We start from the raw sequence: 13286 nt of genomic DNA, 5'->3' as shown, positions 1-13286 counted from the left end.
AGGAGGATGGCTTAAAGGATTGGCATAATTCCGGCAGCCCCCTTTAATAAGGATCGTGATTCGGTTTTTTTTAAAATGCATAAAATAATAGAAGAACAGCTTTCAGTCGTCCCTGTACATGGTATCGGTGTCTGATCCCCCGGTGAAGAAAAGCGACATCTCGCTGTAGATGTCCTCGAAGCCGTACATGTCCTTTGCAGAAACGGGGAAGATCTTGCTGACCATCTGGCTCTCCTTGAATGCGTTGAGCACAGCGGAGAAGTAGTCCTTCACCATCTCCTGCTTCTCGTCCATGAGGGCATCCCGGAGAAGATCAGGAGAATCCTCCCATCTCATGACCGCCTCCAGATCATCATCGGTGATGAGATCGAGCTTGTTCAGCACGAACAGCATGGGCTTGTAGAATCTGGAAAGGACCGATCCGAAGAGCATCTTCTGGGATATGAATCCTGATGGGGAGGCAGACAGCACAGCATCAGCTATGAATGCAATCATTGCCTTCCCGTTGCTCAGGCGATCCACCAGCATTGGGCTCCCCGGCCTGAAGCTGAACAGCTCGATCTGGCCAGGCGTGTCGAAAATCACGTAATAATCCTCAAGTTCCCTCAGCACCTTTGTAACAGGCTCCGTATTTTCCAGAAGCAGATCCGCGGCAACAATCTGTGCGCCGTTTGGCCCAAGATTGTATTCCGACATGATCTGGCTCAGGGAAATGGTCTCCCTGATGTCAATCTCCGCCTCATAGGGGATGTATTCCGAACCGGGATCAAGGTTCACGATAGCTGCGTCGTAGCCGTTTGAGATGAGCCAGTCCTTGTATGCTGCGCAGAATGTGGATTTTCCGGTTCCTGCAGGTCCGGTCACAAAGAGTGATCCTATCATTCCTCATCATCCTCCTGGTAACTGTCCAGGTCGCGATCGGCCTGAACTGTGGCAACCTGCGGCCTGTCGTCATCAAAGCTGCTCAGGTCATGCTGAGGTTCCGGCTGGGCCTCCTCATCAAAATTGAATGTTCCCTTGATTGTGCGGACCAGATTGTCTATGCGCACGTTCAGGTACCATGGCAGGTTGAATTCCCTGGATATCTTCACTGTCTCATTCATGTATTTTATGACACTCCCCTTGTGTATTGTCAGGATCAGGTTATGGTTTCCGCACTTCAGGCATTTCCCGGACAGGGGGACCCTGCGGTACTTGGTATTGCACTTGGTGCACCTGAACTCCTGGGAGAAGAATTTCCTGAAGTTGCCGTACATGTCAGGCAGGAAATGGGAGTTCAGTACCCTGGCAGCAACATCGTCCTCGTCCACTCCCCTGAGCCTTCTGGCCAGCGAAAGCTGCCTCTCTATCTTCTCCTCCATTGTGTCAATGGTCTTGTATGAGCACACCAGCACTCCTCCGTTTATGTCTGAGGTGCCTGTTGTGAATCCTGATCCCATGAAACTGCCTGTCTTCTTGATGCGAACGCTCATGGTCATCATCAGTTCCTCTATCTCCGATGGAGCACGCCTCTCCTCCATTGCCCTGTAAAATTCCAGCGGATATTCCCAGAGGGTATCCACGTTCATGGCCTCCTTGTCAACTTCATCCGGGTTCAGCTGGACAGTGAGCACCAGCGGTGCATCCATCAGGCCGCCCCTTGTGGACGGGAGATATTCCCTTGAAAAATTCAGGAGCCCGTCCATTAGAAGGAGGATGCTGTCCTCATCACCGTCGCAGTTCCTCCTCTTTGCCGCATGGAAGAACGGATGGGCATAACAGCCGCTTGCCTCCGAGAAGCCGATGATCCTGCCCAGTATTCCTCCTGAGGTGTGTGGAGCAAGGCCTATGACCAGTTTCCCTATGAGATCCTCCGGCCTGGAGCAGAGATAATGTGGGGCCATCCCGTAATACCGGACCAGGAGATCGTCGATGAAATTTGCCACATTGATAAGGTATTCCGCTGACTTTGACGGTATTATGACGTCCTGCGGGAATATCTCATTATACTCCTTCTCCGGATCGTATCCAAGTTCCCGCAGCCTTTCCCTTGGAAGGCCTATTTCTTCTGCCCTGAAGTGTGTTATTGGTATATCGGACATATCGTACCTGCAGGTGCCGTCCTTGTTGGTGGACACATCATGCATGGCCCTCAGGAATCCCTTCTCAATGGGTTCGCTGACCTTGTCCTTTGACATGAGCTTCTTCACGCCCTTTATCTCCAGCTTTTCTGGAAGGTCTATTCCAAGCCGCTCCATGGACCTCTCCATGAGCTGGTCAAGATCAACTGTAATCTTCCGGGTCCTGCCCGTATCAACGGTGACGGCGCCGCACAGGTAGCATATGGGCTGTGCAGATTCCTCCCCGCATCCGGTGCACTTCCTGACCCTTACTTCCACCCGGTATCCGTCATGTGCGTTCTTCCTGGCGTTTTTCAGGGACCTGCGGGCATCACCGTAATTCTCCACCGGGAAAAGCACGTGGACCTTTGGCTTCATCTTCCTGTCCCCTGCTTTCTCCGGCCTTCCAAGCCTTGATCCCACCCTTGTGGGAGATCTCGGGAATAGGCTGTAGCCGGCAAGGGAATTGATCAGCTTCAGTGGATCTTCCGGGGTGTCATCCCTCTGCATCTGTACTATGGCACCATTCTGAACCTCAAGGCCCAGGCTGGTGATCAGGGGGTAGTACTCATCAAGGGCAAGCCCATCCGCCGTGGCGGAGAATGGGATTCCAAGCCTGATCAGCGAATCACGCATCCTGTTGTCCAGGATCAGGTGTGTTCCGGAGAGCCTGCTGCTGGACACGCTCCTCCTGAGATCAAGGATTTCCGGCGTTCCCAGATCATGCCAGAAGTAGTCGTAAACCGGATGTAGCGGAATATTTTTCTCACGTGCAAGTGCCACTGCCTCAAACTGGTCCGGCACGGAAGAAGCATATTTCTCTCTTAGTTCAGAATCAGGAAGATACAGCTTCCACCAGTCATGGTTGAAGGAACCCGGCACCAGCCTGTAGTTGTTCTCAAGAAAGTCCCCATAGGCAATGAGTATCTCCCCAAGATCAGTTATCTGATCTATATCTGGAAGGAGCTTTGCAGCCTCATCCTGGCTTCCCACCCTCACATGGCTGCCGTTCTTCAGGAGCACCATGGGGCCGTCAATGCCATCGCTAGGAGTCACGGCCGCTGCCTTCCCTGGCAGTTCCACCTTGATCTGGGAGCCGATAGCTATGAACCTGTCCACTATGAACATGCTTGCAGGGTTTATGGAAGCGGCAGCAAGTCCGTTGACCCTTGACCTGCCGTAGCGCAGCCTGAATCCCCCAGGTCTTCCGGGATGGGAAAACACGGGCCTGCCGGCCACAAGGTCCTTGAGGAATTTCTCAGAATTTTTTGGTGCAGGTGCACTCTCGCCCTGTGCCGGCTGCTGCTTCTTTCCAAGGAAGTTCCACTCTGTCAGGCCAAGTTTCTCGGTATGTTTCAGGACCTTCTTGGATTTCTGTATGAGGCCCTCGCAGAGCACCAGGCACATTCCTCCCCTTATCCTGTTTGTGCGGATCCTTTCCATGTCCCTGTGCCCGGAAACCTCTTCCTCCTCGCTTCCCTCTCCGTCAATGCACACAGGAGAATTCAGTATCACCTGCTTTATTTCGTCAGGCGTCGGAAGATACTGGAGATGCTTGATTCTGTTGTATGCCTGTATCTCCTCAATGTAACGTTCTATTTCATCATCCGTTGCATGGAACGCCCCGATTCCAAGGTCCCTTCTCACAACATCCGCAATCAGTACGCTGAGGGCCTGGGCAGTTCCGCCGGCTCCCCTGATGGGACCTGAATACACAACGGAAACATAGTCCGTGCCGTCGTGGTTCCTGTCTATGGTCACATCGGCTATGCCTTCAAGGGGGGCCACAAGTATGCCCTCAGTGAGTATTGCAAGGCCAACTCTTACAGCTTTGTCAACAGCCATAACCTTTCCCTGGGGCTCGTACATCTTTGCCACCCGCCTTGCAATATCGATGGATATTTCCTCCCTGGTCCTTGTCTTTGACAGTTCCCTTATCTCGCCAGCTATTCCCCTTATGTCAATGAGTTCCTCTATCCTGTCAGCCATATCGGAAGCCAGGGGTATCTCCACGCGGTCTGTCACATCCTTTCCCAGCTTTCGTGCCCCAAGGGCCAGATCGTATTCCTGCCGTACAGCAGTCCATAGAAACTGGCGGTATGATTCAATGTCTCCTGCTTTAATCATTTCAGAAGCTCCGCCATGAGAAGCTTGTCCAGCAGCGAAGCCTTTATCTTCAGCTTTCCCGAAGAGTAAGCCTCCATGGGATCAAGCTTTTTCTGCATTATGCCAAGAACATCATCGGTGGAGGCAGTGATCACAATGTCAGGTTTCAGGTCATTACTGGCTATGGCAACCCTGCCATTCTCAATGAGGAACGTTGTGCCTGTTTCACCTGCATCCCACCTGAGAACTTTCCTGGTTGCCGCCATTCTTTTGCGTGTTTTTTCGGAATTCTGCAGTCTTTCATTCACCTTTTCAAGAAGCATTGACTGGATGGATATCAAGCCGCTGCCTCCATGGCTTCCTGCATGTGCTGCAGTGCCCTGAGAACAAGATGCTGGTGGATCTTTGAGGGGTTCAGGGGGCGGGATTTGAACTCGCTGTGGTACTGGGATGCAATCATGTTCTCGCTGTCCCTGAATTCCGCAATCTCCATCCTTATTCCCTCATCATCAGTTCCGGAGAATATTAAACCGGCTTTGGCGAACTGATCAATGTATGATGGGTTCACCTCGTACCGGTGCCTGTGTCTCTCATAAATTTCTCCCTTCTGGTATATGCTGAATGCCAGGGTATCTGGCTTCACAAGCACCTTCTTGGATCCCAGCCTCATGGTGCCGCCCATGTCCTTCACACCATTCTGTTCCGGAAGAAGATCGATCACTGGATGCTGAGTTTTACTGTCAAATTCCGTGCTGTTTGCGTCCTGGAAGCCAAGCACATTCCTTGCGAACTCTATGACTGCAACCTGAAAGCCCAGGCATATGCCAAGGAATGGTATGTTGTGTTCCCTGGCATATCTGGCGGCTGCTATCTTTCCCTCTATGCCCCTGTAACCGAAACCACCGGGAACAAGTATGCCATGCACATCGTCAAGCCTGTCCGTACTTGCCTTCAGATCATCTGAGTTGATCCACTTTATATCCACAGCTATGCCGGTATTCCCGGTGACATGGAGAAAAGCCTCCTTGTGGCTCATGTATGCGTCCTGAAGCTCCGTATATTTGCCCACCAGGGCAATTTTAACCCTCTCCCTGGGATTCTTAAGGTTCTCCTTGTAGTTTCCCCAGTCGTCATGGTATTCCTTGCATCCCAGCTTGAAGCGGCCAATGATGAAGTCCACAATACCCTGCTTCTCCATGAGGTCTGGAACAAGATAGGCATTTGGGGCGTCACTGATGCTGGCTATGCCGTCAAGGGGCACATCGGTGAAAAGTGCAATTCTCTTGCGTGTTTCAAGGCTCAGGGGATCCTTGGAGCGGCAGAACAGTATATCCGGCTGGATGCCTATTTCTCTGAGGGCTTTTACACTGTGCTGTGTTGGTTTGGTCTTCTGCTCATTCATGGCCCCGATTTCGGGCACAAGAGTCACATGGCCGAATATGACAGAACCTGGCGGCTCCTCACGGTTCAGCTGCCTCAATGCCTCAAGGAACGGCATGGATTCTATGTCGCCAACAGTTCCTCCCACCTCAATCAGCACAACGTCGAAGGCACCCTTTGAGGCAACCATCCTTATGCGCCTCTTTATCTCGTTGGTAATATGCGGGATTATCTGGACTGTGCTTCCCAGATACTCACCTCTTCTCTCCTTCTCAATGACTTCCTTGTAGACCTTACCTGTTGTTATGTTGTTGTCTCCGGCAAGATCAGAACCGATGAATCTCTCATAATTTCCCAGATCGAGATCAACTTCACTGCCGTCATCAAGGACAAAAACCTCCCCATGCTGGTACGGATTCATTGTTCCGGCATCATAATTGAGGTACGGATCAATCTTCAGCGCCGTGACGCTGAGACCGTGGGACTTCAGCAGGTGGCCAAGGCTGGACGTTATTGTCCCCTTTCCAAGGCCTGAAATCACGCCTCCAGTAATAACTACGTAATGCATCAGAAGGTAGAGAATTAAAATTAATTAATCTTTGCTGGCATGGCAATCTTTGCCTGAAAACGCCAGCCGGGAGGGACAGTACTGCCGGATTCCAGCCGCTGATGTTATTATATTAGCAACCAGGTAAAGGCAACTCATTCAATGCCCCAGAAAATCCCGCAGGAGTGACACTAAGGCTTAATTCAACGATTGCATCACATTCCCGGCTGGGAATGATATGCAAGTGTTCCTGATTTACCTGCTGTGGGCGGCCATGGCTGCTATGGCTGCTGCAATGGCCTTTGCAATATATGCAGCCAGCAGGGCAGACAATCCGCTGCGGAAGCTGGTGGTTTACCTCATCCTTGCAATGATGAACGGAATGCTTGTTGGCCCCTTTATCTATCTTGCATTTCCCGGCATTCTCTCCGAAATCGGTGCCATAGAGGTTGCCCTTGTTGCCATGGCAGTGGAAATCATCCCGTTCCTGGCGCTGTTCATGCGCGATATATTCCTGGAGGATCAGAATGCTTCAAGAAGATTCCTCATGGTTTTCACTGCGTCCTTTGTGATCCTGGACGAGGTCCTCATGAGCCTGGTATTCAACCTTGTTCTGTCGCATCAGCAATACCTGTCACTGATGACTACCAGCCCCGTAGGTGCAATATTCCAGTCGGTCTCCAGCTACTGGTTTGTTTTTCCCATGAGCATTGAGATGTTCCTGAGCATAATTCTCATGAGAAGGGACCAGAACTCATGGGCTCTTGTTCTGTTGCTGACGCAGGCAGCAATAATGTTTCTGGCGCCCCCCGCGGTTGCTGGATATGGCTGGGGCCAGTTGACGGTCTATCTGTCAGGGGCTGTCATGACCGGGTTCTTTGTATTCCTCTTTGAACACCTCTACAGGGCACAATCGGTCAGGAGATCAATGGGATCATACATCCTCATCCTCCTTGCGGTTTACACTGCCATGATGGCGGGAGTTTTCCTGTGGCAGGTTTATGGAAGCATCTACATCTTCTCCCTGGCCATGATAGCAGACATGGTCCTGTACCTGTGGGGCACCATCCACAGGGGCATGCTTTCAACAGGTCCCCGCACCTACTGGCTCGCAAACAGACCATGGTCCTTCGGTTTTCTCCTTCTTGTTTTCGCGGCTGAATTCTTCATGGGTGCAGCCTTTGACGTCCAGTATTACGGGGCTGTTCCGTTCATTGCCTCCACAGGAATTGTGCCGCTTACAGGGAGCATTCTGGCAGTTGCAGGGAAGGCTGTTTTTGATTTCTTCATATTCTTCGGCAGCGTGAGCCTATCCTCATGGTTCCTTGTAATGATGGGCATTGAAATGGGATCTCTTGTTGTTTTCAAGATCAGGAAAACAAGGGACATGGAGACTCGCATCAGGCTTTCACTCATGCTTGTGGCGTACGGCATTTATTCAATACTCCTCCCATCCTTCATAATACAGAATCCCGCAAGTGTACCATTCATCGGATGGTCCATGGGCATAGGAACTGCCGGCCCTGTTTCTCCCCTGCTGATCCTTCCCATGGTGCTGACATATGTCATAAGCGGCATCCTTTCGCTCCTGTTCGGTTCCAGGCAGCTGTGTTCAGTTTTCTGCACTGCACCGGTGATGTATCAGGGGACATTCTACGATTCCATGAAGAAATTCAACACCTCGTCCGGCATGAGCAGATCACTCACAAGGGCGGATCGCACAGGAAATATGGTTTACAGGATCGTCTCCAACATGGTATATGTCTCAGTGATAGCTGCGGCAGTCATATCGTGGCTCGATTCAACAGGCAGGCTGAATCTGACATTTTACGGCACAGATCCAGAATATATGCTCTACATTTTCTATTTCGGCTTCCTCTGGTACGCCGTATTCATACTCATGCCTTACGTGGGATCATACGGATGCATCAACACCGGATACTGCCAGTGGGGCAACTTCAACAGGTTCATCTCAAGATTCGGCTTCTTCCGCCTGAAGGTCAGGGATCCGAACCAGTGCGCGACATGCCCCACCAAGGACTGTGCAAGTGCATGCCCTGTGGGGAATTACGGGCAGCCCGGCAGTTTCATCACCACAGGGGAATACAAGGACAGCAGGTGTGTGGGCATAGGAGATTGTGTTAATGCCTGCCCATATGAGAACATCTTCTATTATGATGTCAGGCACTGGGTAAAGGAGAAAATTTCCAAAAAGTGATGTGTCATCAGGAGGCGACTGGATTTTCGGCAGCTAATGGAACCCTGTCCGGTACAGGGGTAAACATTCCCAGTATTATCTCGAAATAGAGAACCATGGAGGACATCATGGAAACTGCAAATACGAACCATGACAGCCCGAAAGGCCCGTGAACCACAATGGGCTCCAGGAGGCCAGCTGTTGATAGTGCGAATATGAATATGAACCAGCCAACAAGCCTCCGGGACATCCTGTCAATGGATCTGCGGTTGCCATAGACGTAGCTGAATGCGTAATAAACAGCAAATATCATGATTATGGAATATGCAATGAGAAGCGGAATCACTGCTGCGGAATCGCCAAGGACGGCAGGATCAGCCACCTGCATGAGCAGAAGGGCTGTGGAAATTCTCCTTCCCAGGCCAGGGGAAAGCCTGAATGCTATGAAGAAGACCATTTCCGCAATCATGGGTGCAAGAAAGAGGAAATTGGTAATTGAAAGCCCGAAATAGGAAAGGTATGCAGCCAGCGATGCAACGTCATGAAAATAGTAGCCAAGGATTCGGAGAAACAGTGCCATGGATACCTCATTCCATCCCAGAATAAGCGCAAAAGCAAGTGCCATGCTTCTCTTCATGGAATAATCTTTTTCCTTCACTGCAGTCCAGAGGATATAGACAATGGCAATGGCCATGGCGATCATGGAAATGTTTGCGGCAAGAACCACGTTGAAGAAAGTTTTGGGCATTGCCATGTAATAAATCAGGGAATCGAACATGCTGCCCATCATGGATAGAAGGATAACGGATACAGAGAAACTTCGGAGTGTGAGACCCCGGGAATGTTTCCTCAGGTAGGCTATGATCCAGATGATGAATGCGGTCATAACTACCTCGGTGATGATGACCCAGGGGAGATTCAGCATGCCCCCCCATCAAGGTATGATATTATAATCTTCCCGGAAGCATGGAAAACTCAATGTGCGGGCCATCCATACGGGATGGATGCTGGATGCGGACGATGCCATTCAGAAACCAAGAATCCTTTTCGCATACCTGGGCGAGGATGATCCCACAAAGTCAACAATGCTGAAACTGAAGCGGTTTGGACTTGCAGAAAAAACAGGCATGAAAAAGATATCACAGACGCTTTCCCTGACACCTTTTGCTGATGTCTTCGTGACTCCTGCTGATAGCGCCATAATCCTGGAGAGGGGGATTTCAGTGATAGACGGATCATGGGCTAAAATAGAGGGCATAAGGAATCTGCGTCTGAGGTTCCCAAGGAAACTTCCACTGCTGGTTCCGGCCAATCCTGTGAATTTCGGGAAACCCGGAAAACTATCGTCCGTGGAGGCCATTGCAGCTGCACTTTACATCTGCGGTTTCAGAAGTTCCTCCACACTGGTGCTGTCCAAATTCAACTGGGGAATGCAGTTCCTCAAGGTGAACAGGGAGCCCCTTGAGGAATATTCCTCATGCAGCAGCCAGGAAGACGTGACGAAGGCAGAATCACTGTTTTTCTGATTGGTGCCATGCCCCGCCTGTATAAGAGTATGAAAGTGGCGCATACTGGCTTATTATCCTCATGATCCCGTCCCTGTAGGAGTCCGGCACGTGCTGGAAGAGCTGATGCTCATCAGGCAGGAGATGCATTCCCGAGACGTGCTGTAGCCTCTCCATGTCGTCTGCCTCAATGAAGCCCAGTTTCGCCTTCATGTAATTGAGCTCGTCAGTGTCCAGCCTCATCCTTTCCCTGGAAACGTTTTCCTTTAAATTCTCAATTGATTCTGTTGAATACAGGATCTGGTGGGGATCCCCACCAGCGGAAAGAATGAACATGAGTATGCCCAGGCACTTTGAGCACTTTCCGCAGGGAACAATCTTGCCATTCACGCTCCTGCAGGAATGGCATGATCTCTGAAGCCTGAACAGGTCTGGATATCTCTTTATGAGTATATTCTCAACCACTCCTCCTGTTATGGGGTAGACAGCGCTCCATACAGTGAAGTCAATACCCTTGGAATGAAGATATCCGCTCATGTACCTGTTGAAATCCAGTGTCTGGTCATATATGCCGTAGTAGTGCCTGATTCCGTGGAAAGGCTGCATATCGGAAGGATCATCGAATTCATCTCCAAGTACTGCACCCCTTATGCCGTGTTCAATGGCCACAGGGATCATTGACATCACGTATACGGGGAAAATGAACAGCTGAACAGGGTAGGTGTCAGTCTTCATATTCATGACGCGCTGATCCAGTATCCTCATGTTCCTGAGCACGTAGCGGTAGAACCTGTCCACATTTGACCAGACCTTGTGAACATTTGAAAACTCTGCGCTGTAATAATCATAGGCAGTCTTTGCTGTTAGCCAGTGTCCGCCTGATTCATTGAAATAGAAAGCATGAGTGTCCGGATCAATTTCCTTCAGCATGCCGTAGGAGAGCAGGCTTTCCTTGCCGCCTGAGGAAAGAACGGCATTACTGCCTCCCTGAATCTTTCTGGGGGTATCCACATACTGGGATGTAGCGGAGACCAGTGTATTTCCATTGGAGTTTTCCTCAGTTATGTCCTCATCCCGTGGGACATACTCCTGCCTGAAGAACTCGTATCTTCTCCTTGCAAGCTTGTTGATGAAGACCTCGCGGTTATTGATCCGGACAAACTCTGAAATGGCAGCAACATCGGATTCTGACGCCGGAAAATTAAGGGTGAGTTTCTTTGAGAAAAGAGTGAAGTTGATGGCCGGCATTGCAAGAATGAGCCCTGCCAGATTCTGGTCCGCCTCTATTCGATCCGAGTAGGAGAATATGAGATGAAATTTCAGGGTATCTGTTTCCCGCTCAAGACTGATGTCGCCTTCTATTCTGTGGTCGTCATAGGAGGTCGGGGTGACGGTAATGTTCTGGAATTCGGATATTTTCTGGAGATAGGACATCTACGGGTAATCAACTGCCTCAATAAGCTTCTGTGGTTGTGAATTGAGCGGATCAAAGACAGGTATGCCGAATCTTGCCTCAAGTTTCATTATCTCTTCAGCCACCTCGTTATGGTTCATATTTTCCCTGTTTATTGATATGGCAATAACTTTCCTGTCAGACAGCATCTCCAGTATCCTTATGTATTTCTCAAGGTCCGGAATGGGATATTCTGGGAACCCGTCAAATACAAGTCTCCTGGGTGCATGCTGCAGGATTATCCCGTCGGGCTTCAATGCACCAATGATCTCAAAGCTGCCTGGATAGGCCGGATGCAGGACTGATCCCTGTCCCTCGATGAACATCACATCCGGATGTTCCTGTTCCCATGCCTCAACTGCAACTTTCTCCAGCCCGCCAGGAATGAAGTCGTTTATCATGGAATCTATGACAACTGTGTGGTCGAATCCCTGCATCCAGGCTGTCTGGCCTGTTCCCACCATGGATGCGGCTATCCCTTTCTGCTTCAGGGTGTTTGTCAGTATAACTGCGGTTGTTCTCTTTCCTATGGCACTGTCAGTCCCAAGGACAGCGATTCTGCGGGCGCCAATTTCCCTCACACGACCCGTATATGGCGGCTTCATGTCCCTGAACATCTTCCTCACATCTGTTATCCTGCATCCCTTCTTTGCGGCAGCTGCAGCAAACTCAGGATCATCGCTTATGAATTCATGCAGTCCGCTAACAACATTCAGGCCCGAGGAAAGCGCGTCAGTTATGAAATGCCGGTATTCAGGAGGAATGTATCCGCCATCAGTGGCGATACCCACAACAAGAGTATCCGCACCAAGCCTGATACCCTCACTGACACTGCTTATGATGGGTATGTTGTTGGGCACACCGGTCAGGACTGCGCCTGCGTCCTGTCCGTACTTCGTTGAATCTATGACGGATGTAACCCTGAATCGTCTTGTATATCTTACCAGGCCGTTTGCGGTCTTTCCATAGGTTGTGCCAAAAACGCCTTCTGCAAGTACTACTGCGTTGTCCATGTCTTGTTTCTCCCCGTAAGTACCACAACTATGTCTTTGGGTTCGGATTTCCTGCTTATTACATGATCCACTGCCGCAAGGGAGGATGCAGACGCCGGTAGCACAGACAGCATCTCAAAATGCTCTATGAGCGTGCTGTAACGGTACATCTCGTCATCCGAAACGTAGGTTGCCATTCCGTTGCTCCTGTACAGTGCATTGAGTGCTTTCTGCCCATCGTATGATCTGTATGCCACGAGTGGTTCTGAGGCCTTGGTCTCCCTGATTATGGATGGATCAAGCTCCATGAGCGTGTGGTCCTTCCTTTTCCACGAAGCAACAATTGGGTTGCCGTTCGGGGTGCTGGAGCCAATGAATCTGGGAATCTTCCTGATGACGCCTCTCCTCTGCATTTTCTCGAAGCCGGAAAATATGCCTGCCAGGGTTGTGCCATTCCCCAGCGGGACTGAAACGTAACCGGGTGATCGGCCCAGCTGTGAGACTATCTCATAGGCTATGGTCTCATATCCTTCCATATCTATCTCAGAATTCACGGATCCAGGGCTGGAATCATACCATGCCTCGCTGCTGGATTTGTCTCTCATGAATTCCACAAGATCCTCGTACTTGGCCGGGACCTCAAGTATTTCGGCACCATTTCCCCTTATCTCGTCATTCCTGTCTCCGGAGTAATATTCCGGTACAGCCACCACGGACTTCATTCCGTAGAGATTGGCAAAATAAGAGATTGATGCGCCGTAATTTCCGCATGTAGCCAGTGAAATGGTATCATAACCCTTCTCCCTGGCCTTAAGGACATGCAGCTTTGAGATACGGTCTTTCTGGGTTCCTGTTATTCCCGCCCCTTCAAACTTTATGTAAAGGTTCTTAAGTTTGAGGGCGTGTTCAAGGTTTCTAGCTCTAAAAAAAGGTGTTTTTCCAGGAGGTTCGTCCTCTTCTATTCCTTCCATCTCTATTCACTCAGGACATATGCCTGATTGAGTCCT

General features: G+C 50.4%; 10 protein-coding genes. 2 read left to right on the top strand and 8 right to left on the bottom strand.

The window, feature by feature from the left end; translation table 11 throughout:
- Window positions 1-102 precede the first annotated feature (102 nt).
- Genes RE469_04620 through pyrG form a run of 4 tightly spaced genes read right to left on the bottom strand, consistent with a single transcriptional unit; the run spans window position 103 to window position 6153 of the window.
- Window positions 103-882: an ATP/GTP-binding protein gene (locus RE469_04620; protein WMT45482.1), complete on the bottom strand. Its 780-nt coding sequence runs from the start codon at window positions 880-882 to the stop codon at window positions 103-105.
- Complete coding sequence (locus RE469_04615; GenBank protein ID WMT45481.1) at window positions 879-4226, bottom strand: DNA polymerase II large subunit; 3348 nt, start codon at window positions 4224-4226, stop codon at window positions 879-881. The genes RE469_04620 and RE469_04615 overlap by 4 nt, the downstream gene beginning before the upstream one ends.
- Window positions 4223-4546: an SCP2 sterol-binding domain-containing protein gene (locus RE469_04610; protein WMT45480.1), complete on the bottom strand. Its 324-nt coding sequence runs from the start codon at window positions 4544-4546 to the stop codon at window positions 4223-4225. The genes RE469_04615 and RE469_04610 overlap by 4 nt, the downstream gene beginning before the upstream one ends.
- Window positions 4543-6153: a CTP synthase (glutamine hydrolyzing) gene (gene pyrG / locus RE469_04605; GenBank protein WMT45479.1), complete on the bottom strand. Its 1611-nt coding sequence runs from the start codon at window positions 6151-6153 to the stop codon at window positions 4543-4545. Before pyrG ends, RE469_04610 begins: the two co-directional genes overlap by 4 nt.
- A 217-nt stretch (window positions 6154-6370) precedes the next feature.
- Here pyrG and RE469_04600 point away from each other — a divergent pair, with 217 nt between their 5' ends.
- The gene (locus RE469_04600; protein WMT45478.1) at window positions 6371-8350 is read left to right on the top strand and encodes a hypothetical protein; all 1980 of its coding nucleotides are present in this window, start codon (window positions 6371-6373) and stop codon (window positions 8348-8350) included.
- A 7-nt stretch (window positions 8351-8357) separates the two neighbouring features.
- On the opposite strand, the gene RE469_04595 is transcribed toward RE469_04600, so the two are convergent.
- Window positions 8358-9254 (bottom strand): hypothetical protein, encoded by an 897-nt coding sequence (locus RE469_04595; GenBank protein WMT45477.1) that lies wholly within the window; start codon window positions 9252-9254, stop codon window positions 8358-8360.
- Between the two features lie 79 nt (window positions 9255-9333).
- Between RE469_04595 and RE469_04590 the strand changes: the two genes are divergently transcribed.
- Window positions 9334-9855, top strand: coding sequence for a DUF367 family protein (locus RE469_04590; protein ID WMT45476.1), 522 nt, complete (start codon window positions 9334-9336; stop codon window positions 9853-9855).
- Here RE469_04590 and RE469_04585 read toward each other — a convergent pair.
- The 3 genes from RE469_04585 to RE469_04575 are packed head-to-tail and all read right to left on the bottom strand — an operon-like array spanning window position 9841 to window position 13250.
- The gene (locus RE469_04585) at window positions 9841-11268 is read right to left on the bottom strand and encodes a metal-binding protein (protein WMT45475.1); all 1428 of its coding nucleotides are present in this window, start codon (window positions 11266-11268) and stop codon (window positions 9841-9843) included. The genes RE469_04590 and RE469_04585 overlap by 15 nt on opposite strands.
- Window positions 11269-12300, bottom strand: coding sequence for a DUF1611 domain-containing protein (locus RE469_04580; GenBank protein WMT45474.1), 1032 nt, complete (start codon window positions 12298-12300; stop codon window positions 11269-11271).
- Window positions 12285-13250, bottom strand: a complete 966-nt coding sequence (locus tag RE469_04575) for a pyridoxal-phosphate dependent enzyme (protein WMT45473.1) — start codon at window positions 13248-13250, stop codon at window positions 12285-12287. The genes RE469_04580 and RE469_04575 overlap by 16 nt, the downstream gene beginning before the upstream one ends.
- Between the last annotated feature and the right edge of the window lie 36 nt (window positions 13251-13286).

Origin of the sequence: Cuniculiplasma divulgatum (genome assembly GCA_031200235.1) — an archaeon.
GTDB lineage: Archaea > Thermoplasmatota > Thermoplasmata > Thermoplasmatales > Thermoplasmataceae > UBA509.
Note: the sequence above shows the minus strand (reverse complement) of the source record. Positions and strands in the feature narration are given on the sequence as shown.